At 46.7% G+C, this 22,903-nt stretch carries 19 protein-coding genes; 11 read left to right on the forward strand and 8 right to left on the reverse strand.

Annotated elements, in window-relative coordinates; translation table 11 throughout:
- Positions 1 to 51 precede the first annotated feature (51 nt).
- The 8 genes from NDI48_12210 (at position 52) to NDI48_12245 (ending at position 7,861) form a co-directional block, all read left to right on the forward strand.
- The gene (locus NDI48_12210) at positions 52 to 1,347 is read left to right on the forward strand and encodes a serine/threonine protein kinase (protein MEP0831969.1); all 1,296 of its coding nucleotides are present in this window, start codon (positions 52 to 54) and stop codon (positions 1,345 to 1,347) included.
- Positions 1,348 to 1,496: 149 nt separating this feature from the next.
- The gene (locus NDI48_12215; protein ID MEP0831970.1) at positions 1,497 to 1,823 is read left to right on the forward strand and encodes a hypothetical protein; all 327 of its coding nucleotides are present in this window, start codon (positions 1,497 to 1,499) and stop codon (positions 1,821 to 1,823) included.
- A gap of 148 nt (positions 1,824 to 1,971) precedes the next feature.
- On the forward strand, positions 1,972 to 3,729 hold the full coding sequence (locus tag NDI48_12220; protein ID MEP0831971.1) for an AarF/ABC1/UbiB kinase family protein: 1,758 nt from the start codon (positions 1,972 to 1,974) through the stop codon (positions 3,727 to 3,729).
- Positions 3,730 to 3,764: 35 nt separating this feature from the next.
- A complete protein-coding gene (locus tag NDI48_12225; protein MEP0831972.1) occupies positions 3,765 to 4,502 on the forward strand; it encodes a serine/threonine-protein phosphatase in 738 nt (245 codons plus the stop codon).
- A gap of 141 nt (positions 4,503 to 4,643) precedes the next feature.
- A complete protein-coding gene (gene fabD / locus NDI48_12230; protein MEP0831973.1) occupies positions 4,644 to 5,525 on the forward strand; it encodes an ACP S-malonyltransferase in 882 nt (293 codons plus the stop codon).
- A 71-nt stretch (positions 5,526 to 5,596) separates the two neighbouring features.
- Positions 5,597 to 6,235, forward strand: coding sequence for a 1-acyl-sn-glycerol-3-phosphate acyltransferase (locus NDI48_12235; protein MEP0831974.1), 639 nt, complete (start codon positions 5,597 to 5,599; stop codon positions 6,233 to 6,235).
- 68 nt (positions 6,236 to 6,303) lie between these two features.
- Entirely contained in the window at positions 6,304 to 7,353 is a 1,050-nt protein-coding gene (locus NDI48_12240; protein MEP0831975.1) for an AI-2E family transporter, read from the forward strand.
- A 202-nt stretch (positions 7,354 to 7,555) separates the two neighbouring features.
- A complete protein-coding gene (locus NDI48_12245; GenBank protein ID MEP0831976.1) occupies positions 7,556 to 7,861 on the forward strand; it encodes a DUF2288 domain-containing protein in 306 nt (101 codons plus the stop codon).
- A 19-nt stretch (positions 7,862 to 7,880) separates the two neighbouring features.
- Here the strand turns inward: NDI48_12245 and NDI48_12250 are convergent, their stop codons facing one another.
- The 4 genes from NDI48_12250 to NDI48_12265 all read right to left on the reverse strand — a co-directional run bounded on the left by NDI48_12250 (position 7,881) and on the right by NDI48_12265 (position 14,253).
- Positions 7,881 to 8,495 (reverse strand): YdcF family protein, encoded by a 615-nt coding sequence (locus NDI48_12250; GenBank protein ID MEP0831977.1) that lies wholly within the window; start codon positions 8,493 to 8,495, stop codon positions 7,881 to 7,883.
- 833 nt (positions 8,496 to 9,328) lie between these two features.
- On the reverse strand, positions 9,329 to 10,432 hold the full coding sequence (locus tag NDI48_12255; GenBank protein MEP0831978.1) for a tocopherol cyclase family protein: 1,104 nt from the start codon (positions 10,430 to 10,432) through the stop codon (positions 9,329 to 9,331).
- Between the two features lie 69 nt (positions 10,433 to 10,501).
- Positions 10,502 to 11,599, reverse strand: coding sequence for an AI-2E family transporter (locus tag NDI48_12260; GenBank protein ID MEP0831979.1), 1,098 nt, complete (start codon positions 11,597 to 11,599; stop codon positions 10,502 to 10,504).
- A 209-nt stretch (positions 11,600 to 11,808) separates the two neighbouring features.
- A complete protein-coding gene (locus tag NDI48_12265) occupies positions 11,809 to 14,253 on the reverse strand; it encodes a glycoside hydrolase family 31 protein (protein ID MEP0831980.1) in 2,445 nt (814 codons plus the stop codon).
- Between the two features lie 301 nt (positions 14,254 to 14,554).
- Between NDI48_12265 and NDI48_12270 the strand changes: the two genes are divergently transcribed.
- The 3 genes from NDI48_12270 (at position 14,555) to NDI48_12280 (ending at position 16,787) form a co-directional block, all read left to right on the forward strand.
- Positions 14,555 to 15,289 (forward strand): polysaccharide deacetylase family protein, encoded by a 735-nt coding sequence (locus NDI48_12270; GenBank protein MEP0831981.1) that lies wholly within the window; start codon positions 14,555 to 14,557, stop codon positions 15,287 to 15,289.
- A 504-nt stretch (positions 15,290 to 15,793) separates the two neighbouring features.
- The gene (locus NDI48_12275) at positions 15,794 to 16,072 is read left to right on the forward strand and encodes a hypothetical protein (GenBank protein MEP0831982.1); all 279 of its coding nucleotides are present in this window, start codon (positions 15,794 to 15,796) and stop codon (positions 16,070 to 16,072) included.
- Positions 16,073 to 16,553: 481 nt separating this feature from the next.
- A complete protein-coding gene (locus NDI48_12280) occupies positions 16,554 to 16,787 on the forward strand; it encodes a hypothetical protein (protein ID MEP0831983.1) in 234 nt (77 codons plus the stop codon).
- 150 nt (positions 16,788 to 16,937) lie between these two features.
- On the opposite strand, the gene NDI48_12285 is transcribed toward NDI48_12280, so the two are convergent.
- From NDI48_12285 to NDI48_12300, 4 genes are all read right to left on the reverse strand, one after another.
- Complete coding sequence (locus NDI48_12285) at positions 16,938 to 19,091, reverse strand: hypothetical protein (protein MEP0831984.1); 2,154 nt, start codon at positions 19,089 to 19,091, stop codon at positions 16,938 to 16,940.
- 121 nt (positions 19,092 to 19,212) lie between these two features.
- The gene (locus NDI48_12290; GenBank protein MEP0831985.1) at positions 19,213 to 20,547 is read right to left on the reverse strand and encodes a flippase; all 1,335 of its coding nucleotides are present in this window, start codon (positions 20,545 to 20,547) and stop codon (positions 19,213 to 19,215) included.
- A 135-nt stretch (positions 20,548 to 20,682) separates the two neighbouring features.
- A complete protein-coding gene (locus NDI48_12295; GenBank protein ID MEP0831986.1) occupies positions 20,683 to 21,636 on the reverse strand; it encodes a glycosyltransferase in 954 nt (317 codons plus the stop codon).
- Between the two features lie 153 nt (positions 21,637 to 21,789).
- Positions 21,790 to 22,884 carry a glycosyltransferase gene (locus NDI48_12300; protein MEP0831987.1) on the reverse strand — a complete coding sequence of 365 codons (1,095 nt, stop codon included), beginning with the start codon at positions 22,882 to 22,884 and terminating at the stop codon, positions 21,790 to 21,792.
- Between the last annotated feature and the right edge of the window lie 19 nt (positions 22,885 to 22,903).

Here is a 22,903-nt window from a genome sequence, read left to right on the forward strand (position 1 = left end):
GACCGACTCCTAAGAGGTAGCATATGTAGGGAAAACGGCGAGTGAAATTTTATGAATTTGACGGCTGGAGCAGCCTTACATCAAGGAAAATATCTCCTCAATGCCCATCTAGGCCAAGATGCCCTGACACTCACCTACCGAGCCATCGATACAGAGTCTGGTCAAGCCGTCGTCATCAGAACCTTAACCGAAAATCTGCGTCAACACTCAGAGTTTGAGCGATTCAAGCCGCAATTTCTAGAGCTAGCCGAGCGATTGAAACGCTTTAAGCATCCGAATCTCGTTCAGGTACTCGATGTCTTTGAAGACGCTGGATGTCCTTACGTTGTGATGGAATATGTCCCAGGGCAGACTCTTGCGGAACTCATTCAAAGGTCGGTACTTTCAGAAGCCAAAGCGATTGACTATATTCGTCAAGTGAGCAACGCCCTAAGTTCTCTCCACAAGGCAGGGTTGCTACACCGCGATATCAAACCTCAAAACATGATTCGGCGACAAAACACGGATCGGGTTGTACTCACTGAGTTGGGGATGTTCACTGAGTTTTTACCTGGAACGATGCAAGCCCAAGCTGATTTGCTCTCGGCTGGATATGCTCCACTGGAGCAGTATTCCCACGAGCAGCCGCGTACACCAGCGACAGATATTTACAGCTTGGCGGCAAGTTTATACACCTTGCTGTATCGGAACCCACCGTTACCCGCACCCGTTCGCCAAAAGCTTCAAGCCGATGGAGGCGATCGCCTTTTCTTACAAAACTCTCATCACGTCACGCCGAAGATTAGTCAAGGCGTTAAACGGGCGATTTGGCGCGGACTGGAAATAACCGCTCAAAAACGCCCCCAAACGCTGGAAGCTTGGCTTTCTCTATTGCCTAAGTTGGAGCAGAAACCAACGCCTCAAGCCACTCTGCAAGATTGTTTAATCGCTCAATCTAAAGCCAATCCCGAAGGATTGCCCTGTGATAGCTCTAGTAACAACGCTGCCAAATCGCCTGCCGCCAACGGCAAAACATCGGCGTCGCCAACGCCTCAATCTGCCATGGGTCAGATTTTCGTAACAAAACTCCAAACTTTGGTTAATTTTAGGAACACGACGGCAATAAAATTTAACCTTCTGAATGAGCGTGCAGCGGAATTATCCTGTACTTTACGCGAAAACTCACGCAAGAGGACATCGCTCCTACGAGCACTCCTTATGACCGGTGCGATCGCCGCCGCAGCCGGGTTAGGATTTGGCTTTGCACTTCGAGTCAACGGGCCTCAAGCTCCGGGTTCGACCTTCTTGCACACCGAACAATCTTTTCCCCCTAGAAGCGATTGGCCTGTAGCAAAACCCCGGCTCTAAGTGGAACGTGGGTCACTTAACCAGTTAAAGGTTATATTCAGAACCTTCAAACCGCCCAACTATCGAACGTTCAACCTTCACATCAGTTTCCATACCCTCTCCTGACAAACAAGTTATAATTTTGTTGCGGATGCTAAAGAAATTTTTTCATGAGCAATTCTGTAATTCATGCCTTTTTTGTGGGTAGAGCTCTGGCGCAAGCCCTGAATGAGCAAGTAGAAGATGCCCTAACCAATGCCCTCAGTGAACTCGGCAAATTTGATGCCGAGCAACGCGAACGGCTACGACAATTTACCGATCAAGTCCTGGAAAAAGCCCAACGCGAGGCTGAGGCGGCAAGTCTTGGGCGAACGACGACCACGATTGTGCCCTTTGGTTCTCACTCGGGTGATCTTCAGGCCACCATCGATGAGCTGCGCTCCGAGATTGCCCGATTGCGTGCGGAGTTGAAAGTCTACCGCAATCAATCCGTCTAAGAGCGGAAACTCCTAAGCGGATTAAATTTGTATTCTAGTTGTGGGAGAGACAAAGATTGAGCCAAAAAATCAATAATCCTGCTTAATCGCAGGAATTAAAAGCTTTTTTAGACGACTGATTTTTTGAAACACTATTTTAGGAATCCGAGTGTCTGCTCTCTCTAAAGACCCTATCAACCTTAAATCCAGTCAGGAACGTCCGGTCTCTCCCCAGCGCTCCGCCGATAAAGTTTACAAAGACAAAGCCTATCGCTGGAATCGAGAAAGTTATTCCCGAAATCGGCGATTCGTTGACATTTGGGGTTTCTTTTTAACCCTACTGTTTGGGTTATGGCTTGATAACAAACCTTGGAGCTATCCTGGCGGAATCACGGATGAAAAACGAGCGCGTCGTCGCAGAACCAAAGCAATTTGGATTCGAGAAACTTTCTTAGATTTAGGCCCAACTTTTATCAAAGTGGGTCAACTTTTTTCAACGCGTGCCGACCTATTTCCGAGTGAGTACGTCGAAGAACTGAGTAAGCTGCAAGACCGGGTGCCTGCCTTTCGTTACGAGCAGGCTGAAGTTATTATTAAGCAGGATTTTGGCAAGTCGGTAACAGAACTTTTTTGTAATTTTGAACCGATTCCGCTTGCCGCCGCTAGCCTGGGACAAGTTCATAAAGCCCAATTACAGAGTGGAGAAGAGGTTGTCGTTAAGGTACAAAGGCCGGGGTTGAAGAAGCTTTTTACCATCGATCTCCAAATCCTCAAAGGTATTGCTCGTTACTTTCAAAACCATCCCGACTGGGGACGAGGGCGAGACTGGTTGGGAATCTATGAAGAGTGTTGCCGCATCTTGTGGGAGGAAATAGATTACCTCAGCGAGGGCCGTAATGCCGATACGTTTCGCCGCAATTTTCGGACGTATGACTGGGTGCGGGTGCCACGAGTATACTGGCGGTATACCTCTCCTAGGGTGCTGACACTTGAATATGTGCCGGGGATTAAGATTAGTCACTACGAGGCTATAGAAGCCGCCGGCCTAGACCGGAAATTGATTGCTCATCTGGGAGCGAAAGCTTACCTACAGCAGCTACTCAATGACGGATTCTTCCATGCTGACCCCCATCCGGGGAATATTGCGGTCGATCCTGAAGGGGCCTTGATCTTTTATGATTTTGGCATGATGGGGCGGATTAAATCGAATGTGCGTGAGCAATTGATGGAGACGCTCTTTGGCATTGCCGAAAAAAATGCTGACCGAGTTGTCACATCCCTGGTGGAATTGGGTGCTCTTTCCGCCGTCGATGATATGGGCCCAGTACGGCGATCGATTCAGTATATGCTGGATCATTTCATGGACAAGCCCTTTGAGAATCAATCGGTGGCTCAAATCAGCGATGATCTCTACGAAATTGCTTATGACCAGCCATTTCGCTTTCCCGCTACATTCACCTTCGTAATGCGAGCGTTCTCGACCTTGGAAGGTGTAGGGAAGGGCTTAGATCCAGAGTTCAACTTTATGGAGGTTGCAAAACCTTTTGCATTGCAGATTATGACAAACGGCAACACTCCCAACGGTAATAGCTTCCTCAATGAGCTGGGACGCCAAGCCGCGCAAGTGAGTAGCACGGCCTTGGGTTTGCCTCGGCGAATTGAAGATACGATTGATAAACTAGAACGCGGCGACCTGCGTGTGCGAGTGCGGTCTATCGAATCAGACCGGATTCTGCGACGCATTAGTAGCATTCAGTTGGGAACGAACTATACTTTACTCATCAGTGCGTTCACACTATCAGCTACCCTCCTATACGTGAGTGGGAACTATGAGCTGGCGTTAGTCGTTGCTTTGGTGGCGGCTGTTGCGGCGTTTGCCCTGATTCGCTTGCTCAGAAGGCTTGATCGGTTTGACCGCATGTTCTAACTCTCGTAAAGTTAAAAGACGCCAGTAAACAATTTATGAAACGTAGCTTCACGGGTCTCACCGATCCGGGCTTACTTCGTACTGTCAACCAGGATGACTACTATATCGACCCTGACGGACGCTTTTTCGTAGTGGCCGACGGCATGGGAGGTCATGCCGGTGGGCAGGAGGCTAGTCAACTTGCTACAGAGGCAATACACGCTTATTTAGATAAACATTGGCAATCTGACATCCCATCTGATGAGATACTGGCGCAGGCTCTCTTAGAGGCCAATGAGGCGATTTTGCAAGATCAGCACAATCATCCAGAGCGTTCAGATATGGGCACCACTGCCGTTGTCGTGATGTTTCGTCAAGAGCAGCCTTGGTTCGCTCATGTCGGAGACTCTCGCCTCTATCGCTTACGAAACTCCAAACTAGAACAGATTACGGAAGACCACACTTGGGTGGCACGAGCGATGAAAGCGGGTGATATTACGCCAGATCAGGCTCGGATACATCCCTGGCGACATGTCTTGTCTCAATGTTTGGGCCGCAAAGACTTGCAGCCGATTGAGGTTTATCCCCTAGAGGTTCAGCCTGGGGATCGTTTGCTCTTATGTAGCGACGGTCTCACGGAAGAACTCTCCGATGATTTAATTACTTCCCATCTTCAGCCCGGTTTAAGCAACGACCAATCCTCGACCCAACTGATTGAGGCGGCTAAAGAGAAGGGAGGTAGAGACAACATCACCGTGGTGATTGTGGAAATTAACGAAACGGGTCATGAATAACGGTTAAGGGCGGGTGCCTGCCCTTGAAACCAATCGATATGGCCTATTGTTTTAAGCCCAAAAAGCTTTCTGCCTGGGAACACTCAACAGGGTGCGCTGATCACAGATAATAAATCCCTGACCATTAACAACGCATGACGAATGACAAAAACTGCATGGGTGTTTCCAGGACAGGGTTCTCAGGCCATTGGCATGGGAGTCGATTTAGTAGACTTACCCTTTGCTCAGCGTCAGTTTGAGCGAGCTCGAAAGATTCTCGGATGGGATATTCTAGAAATTTGTCAAAGCCAGGAAGACAAGCTCTCTCGCACACTTTACACCCAACCTTGCCTGTATGTTGTGGAAAGCATTCTGGCTGATGTCCTGATCGAGCGTGGCAACACACCTAATCTGGTAGCAGGTCACAGTTTGGGCGAATATGTCGCGCTTTACGTCGCCAGAGTATTTGACTTTGAAGCGGGTTTACGCCTAGTCAAGCGCCGTGCGGAATTAATGGATAGCGCTTCTGACGGCATGATGGCGGCTTTGATTGGGTTTGACCGCGAACAGCTTGAACAACAAATTCAACAAACACCGAACGTTGTCCTCGCCAATGACAACAGTCCCGCTCAAGTCGTCATATCTGGGACGCCAGACGCCGTTAAGGATGTCCTCGCCAAAATTAAAGTGAAACGTGCCGTCCCTTTAAATGTATCTGGTGCTTTTCACTCTCCCTTAATGGCAGAAGCAGCTGCCGAGTTTCAGGACGTTTTGCAGTCCGTCCCTTTTGCCAACGCCCAGGTGCCAGTCCTGTCGAATGTGGAACCCGTGCCAACCGTTGAGGCAGAACAGCTCAAGCATCGTCTCCAGCGTCAGATGACCGGTTCCGTGCGCTGGCGAGAGATTAGCTTACAATTACCCGTGGCAGGCATCGAGCGAGTGGTGGAAATTGGCCCCGGTAAAGTCCTCACGGGTCTGATTAAGCGGATGTGTCCTGACTTAGTGTTGGAAAATATGAGTAACCTTGCCGAGTTGCCCACTTAAGGATTAGCGATCGCTCCACAGGTTAATCTGTTAAAACCTCTCAACCCTCAACCTTCCAACATTCAACCCCCATGGGCAGAAACCGCGAACCCGTTGCCAGCCTAGTTCTCTACCACGCGTTTAAGTGGTCGGTCGTTAGCCCGGTGCTTCATACTTATTTGCGCGGTCGCATTTACGGAGCCGAAAATGTACCCCAAGAAGGGCCTTTAGTGGTCGTGAGTAACCATGCTAGCGACTGTGACCCACCGCTTTTATCTTGTTGCCTGGGGCGTCCAGTGGCCTATATGGCTAAAGAGGAATTGTTTCGCATCCCTGTCTTAAAGCAGGCGATCGAGTTGTATGGTGCTTATCCGGTGAAGCGAGGAATGGCAGACCGAAGTGCGCTTCGCTCAGCACTCAATTGTCTGACAGAGGGGTGGGCTGTTGGTGTCTATTTGCAAGGAACAAGGACGCCTGACGCCCGCATTACAGACCCGAAACTGGGTGCTGCTTGGATTGCAGCTAAAGCCCAAGTGCCACTGCTACCCGTCAGTTTGTGGGGTACTCAGCATGTTCTCGTCAAAGGTTCACCCCTACCGCGTCCCGTACCTGTAACGGTGCGAATTGGTCAGGTGATTGATGCCCCCACCTCGACAAAACGAGAGGAACTGGAAGCCTTGACCCAACATTGTGCAGACGTGATTAATGCCATGCATGACTTAGGACGTTGAGTCGGCACACCTAGAGGCGAACTATCCTGAAAAGGAAGTCATTTAACCTGTTCGCATGCTTGATTTCTATGAGTGAGACACCCACAAAGACTCTTTTGGAGCGACTGAACAACTCGGTATTACTCCGATTTCTACTTTTGTTCGCCTCTGGGTGGGCATTGATTCAAATTTTAGATTACTTTGAGACGGTCATCGTCATTTTCACGATCGCTGCCATCGTCGCTTTTTTGCTCAGCTATCCAGTCGGGTGGCTACGTCGTTTCTTGCCTCACGGCGTAGCCGTTGGCTTGGTTTTTTTGTTGGGTATGCTCATACTAGCTAGTCTGACCCTCACGGTGGGATTAGCGCTGTTCTCACAAGGGCAACAATTCATCGAAAGCTTAACTACATTTTTGAACTCTCTAGTACCGTTAGTGGAGAGATTAGAAGAGTTTCTGCGGACTCGAAATATTCAGGTCAACTTGAATGATTTTGAACAGCAATTCAGAGACCAGGTTTTAGCCGGTCTGGGTGTAGGAATCGGCTATAGTATGGAAACTATCAAAGTTTTTCTCTCTAATTTTTTAAATTTTATATTTATCGCCGCTACTAGCTTTTTTATGCTATTTGATGGCGAAAGGATTTGGAGTTTCATCATAAAGCTGTTGCCCAAGTCTTTACAAAAGAAGTTTGATAAAATTATTCAACGCAGCTTTTTGGGATTTTTCCAAGGACAGATTCTCTTAAGCCTCTTCCTCATCACTTCAACCTTTATTGTATTTTTAATTTTAAACGTACCTTTTCCTTTACTTCTGTCATTAGTGGCTGGAGGATTTGACATTATTCCTGGGATTGGAGCCACGTTGGGAGTTATTGTCGTTTTTTTAATTGTCTTATCTCAAAATGTTTTTTTAGCGTTTCAAGTCATAGCCGCTTGCATTATCCTTCAGCAGATTCAAGATAATTTAATTGCGCCTAGGATTATGCAAAACTCGCTCAATATTAATCCAGTTGTCGTATTTTTTGCCTTGCTCGTTGGCGCTAGAGTAGCCGGTTTACTGGGTATTTTTATTTCTATTCCGATCGCTGGTGTCATCGTGAGTTTGTTTGAAATTGATGAAATGAAAGCGGAGGAATAAGGGAACTGAAAAATGTAGTAGGGAGTATGAAGGATGAAACTCCCTACCCGACAGGGATGGTCATATACCGCTCAATTCTCTTCTCACTTTATCCTTCAGGCTTTACACTTGAGACTTGTTTAGTCAATCCCTCTAGGGATATGGAATTGCCTTGAACTTGAACCAGTACAATAAAACCTAATTAAAACGGAATTTTGTCAAAATGCAAGAGTTAAGGGCGCAGTTAGCAGAAACCTTGGATGAAGCCGAGTTGGAGTGGCTCAAACCTCATATCCAACGGGATGTGGTGGTGGTTGTCCATCCCCAATTAGATTTGTTGGATGTGGGAATCGCGATCGCTCGTGACGATGCTTTGTCAGTACAGCATTGGATTAGTGAGCAGCTTATTCATAAGCCATCTCCCAACCAACTCGCCGATTGGAACACGGATCAAACGAAGCGCTTTCAAGCTCTAATCGTGCAACCCTATGTTTTAGTGCAAGAGTCAGTCACAAAGGGGCGTGATTAATTGGGTCCCTTAATTGTTATTAATTTTTTTCATTTTTGATACTATACCGCAGGGTGGCTCCTGTATAACCGGTCGTCACCCAAAGGATAGCTCTAGCGCCATCTCGAATCGCTTTCTCGATCGGTTCAGGCGATCGCCCCGTGGGAATTTCTACAGGCTTCACTGCAATTCCTCGGCTACCAAACACAATTTCACCAATGACGCGAGCACGACGCATATGGTCGTCAGAGGTAATCAAATAGACACTATCAATCCCTTCCGATTGCAGCTTATCCACTAAAGTCGTGAAGTTGGTGACCGTATCCTCGGCCTTATAGTCTAGGTGGATGCGCTTCGTCTCAATTCCCGCCTTCGTAAACACCCGCTTTGCATACCATTGAGGGCTACCCGAAGACACCCAAATCGGTATTCCTGGATGCTTTTGAGCAAACTTAGCGGCAAATAACTCTCGTTCCTCTTCTCCTCCTAAGACAAAAATGGCTTTCGGCTGTACGAAATAGCTTTCAACTTGCTTATAGCCATAGATGAGCGAAAGCGCCAGTACTGGCATCAGCAAAGAAAATAATCTAACTCTCGATCGCCGAGTGGGTGAAATTAGTTCTTGTCGTTTACGCGAAGCAATCCTCAGAAGCATGAATCAAGGGATGAATCAGGTTATCTCGCTGCCATTTCTACACTAATGCACTACATTTGAGTTCTTTCCTATCGACCCATCTCCCAATCTCTCCCTCAAGGTTGAACTTCAACCCGCTAGAAATGAAAGGGAGTGTTGTGTTTGGAGTTTGACTAGGAATCTCCTTAACGTAGCCACATAACAGTCTAAGAGTACTGCCAACCGTCTCGAAATAAATACAAGAAACAGTCGAACTGACCGCCTCAACACTTTCCTCCAGGAAACTCTGGCAGTCCGCACAAATTTGTAGAAACTCGCTGGTTATCCTGAACTAGTTAACATGAAAGCATCTGCCTGACGTTGCAACAAAACCTTAAAGAACAAATGGCTCTAAGGTAACCCTGATTAGATTAACAGAAAACGGGACAGGCCGGATTCGAACCGGCGACCTAGCGCTTCAGATTGGTGTGAGTTTCCCCACTCTCTGGACTATACCTTCACCATAGGCTGAAAGCCTTTAGGTGGTGGCCGTCTAGTCTCTAGACCTTCCTGATAACAACGTTGACGATTGATGCAATCGCGTTGAGTCAGGCTTGGCTCGGTATTGCCGTAGGGTGCCCAGCAAAAGGGTCACTCTTTAGGTTTCACCGAATTTGACCACATTCACTCATGGAGTTTCCTCCACGGTGCCCGATTGTTCAGGAGGCGCTCGCTCTATCCATCTGAGCTACAGCCCCAATGTACGCACCCATTATAGCCAAAGCCGTTGACGAACAGAGAGCATATTGTGAAGAAGTGGAGAAAATTTTGCCCACTTCTACCCTTTGGGGAAAGGATTACTCAGCCCGAAAAGCTTATAAATACACAACCCAGGGGAATTTAGCGCTAGATACCCAAGCTTCTTGCCAGGGACCGCCGCCTATTTCTAATCCACAAACAGAGCTATCAGCTTTTAGAATAGTTTTAGATTTTCCGCTGCGCCGCTCTCGGAGTTCCAAGGATAACTGACCCTGCATGGTGTCGCGGCAAAAGAAGATGAGACCCTGTTGCGTCGGTGCTCGTAGGGGTGTTCCTGAGTGTTGAGTCGTGCCGGTTAAGTACACTTCATAGTCTGCATTTTCAGCTTGCATTTGCCAACTGCCCCAAGGCTGAATCTGCCAGCAGACTTTTGAGTTCCAAGGGACAAATTCATAAAACTTGCCCCCGTAGTGAATCCCAACCAATGCCGCAGACTCTTCCCACCCCAATACTTTCCGGTTACCCCCGCCTGCGGTGAGGGCAAGATCGGATTCGCCGTCAAAGCTATTGCAATTGAGCCAAAACCACTTTTTAGGAAAAGCATGACCCCAGTTTTTTTCACTATAAGCGGGAGCATCAGTGAATTCGTAGCGTTTGCCATTCCAATCAACCCAACCCGTTGCTAGCCCATGCGCCATCAAAATCTGCCAACCGGGTTCAAATATCGGTAGATACGAAAGCCAGCCAGCGGTGGATTGCTGAGGTGTGCCCGAATCGCCCCAACCATAAACTGGCTTGATCTCATACTGCCAACGACAGTCGGTAGAACTAGCGGGATCGCGAATATAGCCTTGATTCAGAGTCGCTGTTGCTTGGTAACCTTCTTGGATATGACGCTCAAACGTTGCAGGATCGAGGTATTGAGGTTGAGTGGGTAAGTCAGTTTTGCCCCAATGCCCCAGCGCTAAGGATTCTGATGAACCCCAAAACTGTTTAACGTTTGGGAAAGTGCGGCAGAGATATTCATCGTTGGGGCCTAGAATTTGGGCGGCACCACCGCTATAAGGTTTACCTCCAACGGGGTCATCAATGGAATACATGAAGGCAAAGGTTTGACCACAGTTGGGTAAGGTAACGCGGTAGTACCAACCTTCAAAGAAGCGACTATCGCTACCATCCCAGTGATATTCGCTGTGGGGAGTTTGGAGAGTTTTTAACATAAATTATTCTACATATTGCCTGTTTTTCAGTATGCGCGGTCACGCTTACGGGATGCTCTAGGAATAACTTTATGTCGGCTCTTCATTTTCACGAGTTGCTAAATCTGGCAAAGGCTCCTCTAGCTGAGGCGGGAGTTGGTCTAGGGGATTTCTATGCCAATTGTTGAGTACATCTTTAACTAAAACTTCGCTCAGCCAAATTTTGAAAACAATCACAAGCGGGACGGAAAGAAATACACCTGCAAATCCAAAAAATGTACCGAAAACTACCACTGATAATAAAGTAGCGGCTGGCAACAAAGACACCTGTTGCCTCATCACGAATGGCACGAGAAGATAAGCTTCAAATTGCTGAATTAGGAGGTAAAGGATAAGTACTGCAATGGCTTTCCAAGGTTCATCCAATAAGGCAACTACGATCGGTGGGATCACACTCAAAATAGGGCCAATATTAGGAATAAATTCTAATAAGCCTGCTAAGAGAGCATTGGCTAGTGCTAATGGCACCCCCAAAATCAATAAACCAATAAAGCTCACCACACCAATGGCTGCCATATTAATGAGAGTGGCTGTCATCCAGCCAACTAGAGTGGTTTCACACTCTGACAGGATTTCATCGGCACGCCGACGATAAAAGGCGGGAAATAGAAGTATTAATCCCCGTCGATAGGGTACGGGATTCGCCAATAGCATGATGGTCAGAATGATGACCAATAATACGTTAATGAGAATTGCCAGGAAGTCCGAGAACCAGTTATAGGCATTACCCAATAACTGAGTTACCAAAGGTTGAATTCTTGGAATAAGATTGCCAAGGTTACGGACATCTAACAGTTGCTGTGGAACGAAGGTAGAGAGTGAATTTAACCAGTCACGCAGCCGATCTAACAGCTTAGGTACGGCGTTAATCAATTGTTCCAGTTGCGTCGCAAAAGAAGGCCCAATCAGTGCGAACAGGATAACGAAGATTAACAGTAGGCTAATAACTGTAATTGCAATGGCGTGTCCTCGCTTGACTCCTCGCCCCTGAAGCCAGCGCACCACTCGATTTAAGGCAACGGCAAACACAATTGCGGCAAAAACCAGCAAAAGGACTTGCCGGATCTCCCACAAAATATAAAGAGAAACTGCAAAGGCGAGTAAGCCGATCAATTTCCCTAAACTCACAACATTGCCTCCATTTTATGGATATTTAAAAGGATTTACCTGACTTTAAGCGGTTCGAGTAATTTTGTCATCTTTCTCAAGAAAGTTACAAAAGTTTCTTGAGTCTGTAAGCTCAACAAAAACACCTTTAATGGTGTTCCCAAAAATTTAGCAACTTTGTGGAACCTTACGGCCAACGATATTCTCTAGACTGTAACTTTCACAGTGGTTTAGGCAAATTTTCCTTGAAGCCAAACCTGCTTAAAAGGAGGGACGTGATTATCAATAAGACGTTGCCTAGCGCACTCTACAACATTTCCCTGGCAAGAGACTTCTTTCCCATCAATCCAAGCTTGCTGGAGCTCCATACCGTGTAGATGAACCTGGACACTCGTGTAAGGAAAAGGATAATTCCCCTGTTGCTCCCAGGTTAGCTCGATGCCGTTCTCACCCTTGTCCATCCGGAAGCGATCGCATCGCCACTCCCCATATCCATCCCCTGCATCACTATACAGGCAACCTTCACTGCTTCCTTGCACAGGTGGGTAGACATGAAGAATTAGTTGTTCCCCTTCTTCCATGGGGATCAGACTTCCCGCCCTTACCAACACAGGAATTCGCTCTAATGGAGCGTCTAAAGTAATCTCGTTTGCCCCTGTGATCAGCGCATCATCCCAGAAGTTGTACCAGCCGCCTTTGGGAAGGATAACCTGACGCGATCGCACTCCTTCTTCCATCACCGGACACACCAGCAGCGCATCACCGAGGCAAAACACATCCTCCACACCCCACAGTCTCTGATCATCGGGATCGCACCAGAAAAGGGGACGAATCAGGGGATGCCCCGTCTGAGTGGCTTCCCAAGCCAAAGTATAAAAATAGGGAATCAGACGATAGCGCAGGCGCAAGCATTCCCGAACATGATTGAGAATCGTTTCACCATAACTCCACGGGGTGCGCGGCTTGACATTATTTGCAGAATGTGTTCTACAAAAGGTAAGAAAACTTGCCATTTGGAACCAGCGCAGGTAAAGCTCATCCGAGGGATTGCCCTTAAAGCCGCCAATATCAGGCCCCGTGTAAGGAATTCCGGAAAGACTCATCCCTAGAATAGTCGGCACCGTTTGCCGCAACCCTTGCCAACTGGTTTCTACATCCCCCGTCCAAGTCCAGGCATAACGCTGCAACCCGGCCCAACCCGATCGCGAGACAATAAAAGGACGTGTTTCAGGGTGGTACTCGCACAGGGCTTCATACCCAGCCCGCGCCTGCTGCAACCCGTAAACATTATGCGCCTCGACATGGGTGCCGCCTCTACCTTCCATCAAATGCCGAGTCGGGCGGGGAAGCGTGGCATCTCCTCGCAGGGTAAAAACTCCCGGTTCATTCATATCGTGCCAGAATCCCGTGACCCCTAAATCGAGCAGGGATTCATACTGCCGACTCCACCAATGACGGGCAAGAGGATTGGTAAAATCGGGGAAGGCGCACATCCCAGGCCAAACAGGGGCGAGGACGAGTTTGCCGTTGGGATAGGTGCAAAACACCTCTTGTGCTCGTCCTTCCTCGAATAAGTCGCTGTTGCGATCGGCTTTGACTCCAGGGTTGACAATGCTAATTAAGCGAACTCCTTTGGCGGCGAGTTCCTGGTTAAACTCCCTAAGTTTGGGAAAGCGATCGGGATCGATGGTAAATGACCGGAAATTGTCTTTGCAGTCGATATCGAGGTGGATCGCACTCAAGGGTAAATCGTGTTCCTGAAACCCTTGAGCCGTTTCTCGGACAGCTTCTTCAGTTTCATAACCCCAGCGCGACTGGTGATAGCCCAATGCCCAACGGGGAGGGAGGGGAGGGCGTCCGGTTAATTCGGTGTAGCGTTCCAGCAGTTGTGTCGGTTGCCCCACACTCAGGTAATAACGCAGTGCGCCGCCTTCAAAGGAGACTTCAGCCACATCTTTCAAGGTAACGTTGCCGGAATGGGTGTTTTCGTAAAAAACGAGGTAACTTCCTTCTCTGTGTAAACCCAAATACACTGGAATGCATAGGTAAAGGGGGTCAGTCCCGGAACTATACATCCCGCCTGCGTCATAGTGCCAAAGTCGATAGGTTTCGATTCGCTGCGCCTCAGTTTTGGGTCTACGGAGGTCGAGAGAAGCTGCCCGTTCTCCTAAACCGTAAATGTGTTCTTCCTCTCGCAGTTGTGCCCGATGAGTCCAGGCTTCACCTTGTCGTTGGGGGGGTAGTTCTTCCCGGATTATCTGCCCGTTAGAGTTGTGCAATTTTAGGTTGCCATTATCTGCAATAACGACTTTCAGGGCAGTACTAGACACCACCCAACCCTCAGCCGTTTCCTGTAAATTCGTTTCTACTTCCGGCCAATCTTGACGAGCAATTCCATAAGGAATCGGAGGGATTCCAGGCTTCCAATCGACTCGGACTAAATCGACAGATAAAAAGTTAATTTCAAGTTCGGCTTGCTCAAAGTAGAAGCGTCCTCCGCTTGCTGTTGGTTCAGCTTGAAGGAGTTTTCCCGGTTCTTGCAAGGGTTCCGAAGTTTGAGAACTGGGAGACTGGCGTTCCCACCCGTCTCGCTGATAAGAAAAGAAGAGTGAGCCAAGAAAGCGCTGAAATCTGACGAACCGTAGTAAGAGGGAGAGTTGCTTGACGCTATTCATGCCGCTTTCTTGAAATTAGGATAAATTTTTTTGACGCTTAACAGTTCTGTTAGTTTTTTACAAATACTGGCTAAAATAATCATCTATCTCAGGTATGGATTAAGCATTGCGTTTAAGATTTTGTTGGCCAAAGCTACTCTATAAGCTGTTGTGCATTTAAGAGAGCGATTTAGGTTTCAGCCTTTTTCTGGTGGCATGGGCCTCCTTCCTGTCCAAGTTATGCAATGTTTTATGCCGATTAGGTGAGTTGTTGAGTATCAATGTTCTCGTCATTCCATGTTTAAAAATAATAATTAAAGCTATGTTTCTGAATCGCAATATTATTAAAATCTTGATATTTTTATCAACTGTGGCTTTGATATTTCTGGGATTAAAACTATTAAACAAACTTTCAATTAGTTTGAAGTTTCAAAGCTTTGGTGAACTCATTAACCAGGTGAATACAAAAGATAAAGTAGTGGCGTTGACGTATGATGACGGCCCGAATCCACCCTATACAAATCAGTTGATAGAGATTTTAGAGCGCCATCAGATCAAAGTCACTTTCTTTGTCGTGGGCAAAGCAGTTGAACAACACCCAGATACCGTTCGATTAATCCTAGCCAAGGGACATGAGCTAGGAAATCACTCTTATTCTCACAAAGCGCTGATTTCTGAAAAACCTGGGTTTATTTGGTCAGAGATACAGAAAACAGATCAACTTCTGCGTCAATTAGGTGTGAAAGATGAAATCCATTTCCGCGCTCCCTATGGACGTAAACTGTTCGTGCTTCCCTACCTTCTCGCCAAGTTACACAAGAAAAATATATTGTGGACGATTGATTCCAAAGATTATGAAGCATCCAACTCAGAGGTGATAGAGACGCGTGTGCTTGAACAGGTTCATCCCGGCTCGATTATACTCATGCATGATGGCGGAGGAGATCGTTCACGAACAGTCGTGGCGACTGAACGGTTGATTGAAAACTTGAAGAAGAAGGGCTATAGTTTTCAAACCGTTTCTAACCTGATCAGTAAGAAGTCAATTATAAAGTAAACATTAAGCGCCAGTAGGGTACGTTAGGCGCATCATATCAGGCAATTTTATCTCTATTGGGCGATTTTCTGCGCCGTAATGCATCGTCTTGAGCGGGTGGATTACAGTGCGTTAATGCACCCTACATATTTAAGATTTATTTTATAAATCAGCTCTCAGTCAATCCAAATATTCCGTAAAATGATCTCTTCGCTAGCGTAACGCCGTCAAATCTTGGTGTCGAATTTAAGTGCATCATACTCATCGGTTCGATGGGCAGAGTCATCATCGCTATTAAGCACGAGCGTGCTCAGCTTTACAGTCTCCTCAAAAAGAGGGTACTTTTTCAAAAGGATGATGAACTTTCATCTATCTAAGGAAATACTTAAGGTTAAGAGGGCTAGAATCAGCTCATTGCATAAAAGATGCATTCAAGGGTGATAAGTACTATAGCTAGATAGCCAGTACTGACTTCAGTAAGACATCTACTCGACCTCAACACTTATTCTTCAAGTACTAATTGACATGGAACGTAATCAGTTGGAGCCATCAAACCGAGTTACACAGTGTTTGAGCTTTATCCTTAAGTCGAGAATCGTTGTGCTTGCAGGAAGTCTGGCTCAGAGACTCACCTCTATATTCTTAATGTTGGTGTTTACGGCTGTTGCCTTCGTCGTTTTGGCCGCTTCAGCCGTTGTGGTAACCGGCGAATCCCTAGTTAAAACGGTACTCTCACAAGTAAAAGCCCCAAAAAACGGGAGTTGGCAGAACCTGATCAAGGACGAACCCGTCTCTCCCAACTAACCTTCCCACTACCAGAATGCACTAGCGCTCTAGGATATTCCTGCTGGGCGCTCATGCGCCTGACTGATGCTTGCTCTATAAAGAGCAGGACTTACGCAAGTGGCATATTATTTTCGATTCGTAGTCAGGACTGTAGTCCTCCTTCCAAAGGCGTCAAACCCTGAGTACAAACGAAAAAACAGATTTTTTGTGGCACTTGCGTAAGTCCTAAATGGGTAACATGCAAGACGGATGAATGTTTAGCTAAACTTCGACACAGATGGGGTTTTCAACTTTCATCGGAGTTGAGTAACCCCTGAGAGTTAGTCGCGCTATGGTAGCCACTCACTTAGATGCATATTTTAGGTAATTGCACAATTGCTATTTTGCTTATTTATAATAGATTCATTTCTATAAAATTCAGAAAATTCACGGATGCCAACACGGCATACTCTCTCACATGCTGGAAGAGTGAAGCTACCTTATACTGGAAAATCTCTATATGACAGCAGTCCTAAAAAAACTAACTTCTGTGGTGTTGATGTTAGGTCTCACCGTTGGTGCTTTTGTTGTTTTGGCCGTTTCGGTTGTTGTAATGACCGCCGAATCCCTTGTTTCCTCCCTATTTTCACCAGCCAAAACGGCGAACAAGAGGAGCTTGAAAGAACGTATTATCGGTGAAAAAGTAACGTCTAGAGAGTCTCAAAATCGTTCTAGGCTTGGAACTTCTTCTTGAAAGCTTCCGATGCATATTCAAGGGAGCGAAAAAAAAGCCTCTCAAACTTAGATTGACGCGCCAAACGACTTATCGCACGGATGTAAAAAGCCTGGGATACTCATGGACTCCTCGACTCACCGCGTTCCAGTTGGTGGAAGATTTAACTTCCTACTGCTGAGGACTGTCTGGAGTTCCGTAGAAAATGCCCCTGCCGTTAGTGCCAATAAAGACTAGTCCAAATTGCTTCCAACTTGCTTCCATCACATTTGGCTCACCACCAATCGGGTTTTGTAAAGAACCAATGCTAGTCCAGGTTTCCCCTCTGTCGAGGGAACGGAAGATTCCGTCCCCCATGCCAGCCACTCTCCCATATAAATAAAGCGTTGGAGTCGTACTTCCTGCCTGCGGCTTTCCGAATGCAAACAGATGTGCCTGCTCCACCGAAGACAGCTTTGTCAGGGTTTTACCGCCATCAGTTGAGCGGAACAAACCGTTCCAGTCTAAGCTGAGCCAAACTTCATCTTTAAAACCGGGTACTGTTTTCAGCGAATACCAATCCCATTTGCGGGTGGGAAGCGATGAGTTAACCACGCTGAAAGATGCGCCCCCATCCGTGCTGCGATAGACTTTACCCTCGTTGTAGTAGTAAAAACTATTACCCTCTACCTTGTCAGCAACCAATGGCTGACCCCAATACCACGGGCCTTCAGCACCATTGGGTAATCCGGACACTTTGCTCCATGAAGCACCTCCATCGGTTGTGCGAACAGGTTGAGCTTTGCTCAGCGTCACGACGAACAGCTTAGGGTTCGTTGCCGATACAGCCACACGCAGGGGTATTGTTTTCGGCGGAAACGACGGAAACTTTTTCCAAGTCAACCCGCCATCTTGAGAAGTTGCTCCTGTAAAGGTTGAGTTCCAGCGGCTACCACCCAGGCGCACGATGTGCAAGGGTTTGCTTTCGGAATAGGCAATGCTAAAGGTATCCCGATTTACACTATTCGATGCAGCAATGCCGTCAAATCTTTTAGATGGAAAGGCGTCAAGCTCATTATTGTGATAAAAACCATCTACATCAGCAACGCCACTCAACAACATAGTCCCCTGTGCAGGTGCCGCTAGAGCAAAAGCTACAACTTCCTCGTGTCCCTGCTGATGATTAGTCCAGACTACTGGATTGGCGTTGATATTGTCCGTTTGCCAAATTCCAAACCCATTCGTCATCCAGACTTTGCCGGAAACGTTTGGGTCAAACTCAATGGCGGAAGTCCATGTTGCAAACATCGAGTCATCCCACCAAGGAACCCTGTGGTTGATGGATGCCTTTTTTTCAATCCAGGTATCTCCTCCATCTAAGGTTTCATAGATTTTAGTAGAGGTTGACTGTCCCAAGGCGACCAAGATGTGTTTGGGATTCGTTGGGTTCACTCCCAAGGCGTTGAAAGAGGAGGAGTTGCCATTGGGGGTGATATTGCGCCAAACTCCGTTTGCATATTCGCTCACTCCAGAGTTATGGGTTACATAGAGTACTCCGTTACTCGCCACCGCCATTCGCTGTGCCTGCTGGGGACTGCCCTCGATTTTGCTCCAAGTCACACCCGCATCAGTGGACTGATAGACTCCATCTCCATAGGCATTCATGTAAATTAAACCGGGCACTCGCTGGTCAAACACGATGCCCAGAATGCCAATCCCTTTTGTGAGAGTAGCGGAACCAGATGTCACTTTGCTCCATGTCACCCCCGCATCCGACGACTGCCACAACCCATCGTGCCGTGAACCAAAAAAGATGTGGTTAGAATTCGATGGATTGACAACCAGCCTCTCTCCTGCCCAACGCTGCTGGTCATTGCTATCCATCCCTAAATCTATCTTCAGCTTAGTCCAAGTTTTACCCCGATCCGTAGACTTAAAAATTGACCCCTTTGGCTCCCACTGGGAGTATTTGCCTGCCGCCATGTAGACAATATTTGCGTTGTTCGGATCAACCGCTAGCGCTTCTCCGCCGTAGTAGGTTTTTTGGGCAAGGGGAAAGCTGTCATTTAAGGGAATCCAGCTCTTATCTGCCGCATTCCAACGATAAAAGCCACCCACGTCAGTCCTAATATAGACCAGATCTTTTTCGAGGGGATGGGGGTAAACACCCGTAACAAAGCCTCCCCCGCCTAGAGACACGTTAGCCCAGCGATACCCATTCTGCCCGATCGCTGAGTTCATGGGGGCGGCATGTGTAATCGCTTGAGGCGTTTGATTATTAGTGGCGCACCCAACGATAAAGCCCATCAAAACAGGAGCCACAACCCAACGAATTAGCTGTGGCATTTTAAACGTTTCCCTTCTGATTATTCCCGGTTTCATCAATATATAAGGATGACAATAAGGGTGATGTTAAAAACTTAATTTTTTGAGGCATTGAACACGCCAAAATAACAGCTTTGAAAGACTACCTCAGCCTTCGCACAACATGGGCGAATACAAACCTCAAAATCAGCGCGTTAGTCATTAACTGGCCAATTTTTAGAAATGGACGATATAACAGGAAAATAACGTAATCAACTAATCCATAGGAAATCACAGTTGCGATTGCCGCACCGGTTTCTTGATAAATGGGAATCAACCAAAAATTTAATATAATATTCACAATAGCTCCGGCACTGGCAAAGACTAAGGCATACATCGTAAATCCCTCGGTAACGATCCAAGTGATTCGAGCGATGCCTAAAAAAGAAAATAATTGTCCCCAGATATAAATCGCCAACACCCCTCCAGAGGAGGCATAACTTTCACCAAATAGAAGGACAACAATTTCTTGGGACAGAAACGTAGTGGGAATCGCAATTCCATAAGCTAAAACCGTCATAATATTGAAAACTTTCTGTAGCTTATTATAGTAAAGCTCTTCACTCACTTTCTTCGCTTCAATAATAGAAGGATTAAAGGAAGAAACAATCGCTGTCGGCACAAAGCCCCAAAGTTCTGATAGTCGTGATGCGACTGAATAAATTCCCACAGACTCAGAACCGATGAGTTCACCTAACATAATCTGATCGATTCTCACGTAAATCATGATCGATAGGCCAGCAACGATCATGGGCCAGCTTTCTTTCAGCAACAGTTTGGCTTGCAGCCAACTGAAACGCCATGCTTTAAAGTTTTGTCCCCTTAATGTATATGCAAGAACTAAACCTACAGCACCCAAAGCAATTTCTAATAAACCTGTCCAGGCAAAAGCAATCAGAGGAGCCTTACTTTGGATTAAAGCAATTTTGATAACCGTGATAATGATAAAAGCTGTATTCTTAGCAACAACCGTATATTTGGAATCAACTTGAAACTGAAACCACAAATCGATGGTATCAAATGCCTGAAAAATCATGCCTGTTGCTGTGATTCCTACCAACCAGCGAGTTAAACTGTCGTCAGGCCGTAGCAGGTGAATGATTCCAAGCGTTAGAAATAATGTGACAAGTCCGCCAATAAATTTTAGGGCAAAGGTAGTACCTAAAGTTTCATCTTTACAAGAGGGTTCACGAACAATATTACGCACCACAATTTGGTCTAATCCCAGTGTGGCAAGCGCAGTAAACAGGGAAACAAAAGCGATCGCGTAGTTGTATAAACCAAACTGCTGCGGCCCTAGATAACGGGCTACCCAAGCGCCGACGAGAAATCCTACACCCATTCGTAGGACGCGATCGGCAAACAGCCAGCCTATATTCTTAATAATTTTACGGAGTCCTGGACTGAGCTTTTGGGTTACCGCCGTTAACTTATTCACAATGCAGCTCAATAAAGTAAGTAGACACAAAAACAGCGAAATAGCAAACCGATGCTCTAGGCTATCAATAAATGATATTTTTACATTAACCTTGAAAAGGTAAGAATTATCTAAACCTGTCGTGCGAGCATGAATTTATTGAAACTTAGTATTTTTGATGTAATTGTAAAGTGCCCTAATATAAATTTCGAGTTTTTCTGGAAGCGTAACCGAAGTCAGATAATTTTCCACAAATTCTTGGCATTCCGCCTCAACTCCTCCTGCACGTTGATACATTCCCAAACCCGTTGCCAATAAATTATTCGTAAACTTAGAAAACTCCGGGAATTTAGTTCGCATCCAATAGGCTGTTAAGACGATGATTCTGGCCTGTATTTTTTGACTGTCTTTTCTTTGGGCATAAGCATTAGAACCATGTACCCGATAAAGCGCTAATTCTTGATTTAAGATTATGCCTTTACTCAGCCCGATTGCCGTAAATTCTAAATACCCATCATTCAAACCAATTCTTTTGGCCTCAGGCATGGGAAGAATCTGTTGTAGAAGCGATCGCGTAAAGCAAAGACCGGTGGTAGAGGGAAGATTGTCTAATTTATCCTTGAGTTTGCCTTTTTTAATGTGCGCTCTCAAATCGTACTCGTGAATTAGACTTTCATGACTGTTTTGAGGAATCGATGCATCTTCTTGGCTGTTTTTATGAATAGAGGGTTTGCCATCGGCATCCACCCACTTAAGGAAATGGAAACACCAACCCGCATCTTGGCGATCGCCCAATGCCTGTACGATTTCTGCCGCCTTTTCCGGCACAAAGAGATCATCCGCATCTAAAAAGCAAATAATATCCCCTCGACTCGCAGCAAAGCCAGCATTGAAAGCCGAAGCTTGTCCCCCATTTTCTTTAAAAACAGGGATGATTTTATCCCCATAATTGGTGATAATTTCCTTGGAGTTATCCGTAGAACCATCATCCACCACAATCACCTCAACGTGGGGATAGGTTTGGTTTAGGGCGCTCTCAATCGCCTCCGGCAGGAAACGAGCATAATTGTAGTTATTAATGGCGATGCTAACGAAAGGATTATCCTTCATGTTTTACCCCTTGATGCATTTAATATCATGACAAGCGTTGGGCGAATCGTCCTAAATAGGTTTAGGCTTGGTGTAAAGCGATCGCACCACCCAAAAAAGTTATCCAAACACAACCGTAAATCAGGCGGTTTGAAGCCGCAAAATGGGGTGATATTAGCCGACCTGCAATACCTGCCGATATTGTGCAACCGCCTTATCGACCGAGAAATCAGCCGCCCTGCGTTGTAGCACTTCAGGGTTAGGCGGCTCCTCCAAGCTACTTAGAATTGCCTCTGCAATACCGTTAATGTCGCCCACCGGCACTAACTTGCCGTATTGCCCGTTGGACAAAATCTCTGCCGGCCCACTCTCGCAGTCGGTAGAAACAACCTTGGTTCCCCCTGCGATCGCCTCAATCAGTACTGTGGGCAACCCCTCAAATAGAGAGGATAGGACGAATACTGCGGATGAAGCCATGTAAGCATAAGGATTTGCCACAAACCCAGGTAAAGCCACATCTTTCCCTAGCCCTAGTTCCTGCACTAAAGCCTCAATTGCTGGTCGTTCTTGCCCTTCACCCAAGATCATCAGCCTAACTGGACGATGTTGTCGCACTTGAGCGAAGGCTCGAATCAGCGTGGGAAAGTCTTTCTGCTTTGCCAATCGTCCCACACCCAAAATCACTGGAGGTGAATCTGGTTCAAACCAAGGATGGTCAATAGGTTCGGCAACTTTTTCAAAAACCTCTGGGGTCACGACTGGGTTGTAAATCACGCGAATCTGTTTTGAGGATAAACCTAGACGCATCAAATCGTCCGCGGACCCTTGGGATACGGTAACAATAGCATCCGCCCAAGGATAGAACAATCGTGCTAAGTACGGTGCAAATCGTCGCTTCAACTGGGCTGAGTTGTGGGACTCTTGCGAGACGGTGTTGTGTACACTCACGACCACACGGGTGGATACGCCCGCGAGCTTCCGACTCCAGAGTGCTACTAGGTTAATATCTTGCATTGCCGAGAGCAGGGCGACAGGTTTGTTCTGTTGCAGGTAGCGTACCAAAGCGGGGATGCTAGATATCAGGCGCTTCCCGTTCAGGTTCACAATTCGCACCTCTGGCGGTACCAGGGACAAAAACTCACCTTCCTCCCTGACTAAAACTAAATCTACGCTTAAACCTTGCTCGACAAAACCACGAGCTAAGTTAAGAATTACTCTCTCGACCCCACCTCCACGGAGATAAGTCAGAAAAATTGCCACTCTAGACATTTTTTATGCTGGAATAAAC

It is taken from the genome of Microcoleus sp. AS-A8, assembly GCA_039962225.1.
In the GTDB taxonomy this organism is placed as follows: Bacteria; Cyanobacteriota; Cyanobacteriia; order Cyanobacteriales; family Coleofasciculaceae; genus Allocoleopsis.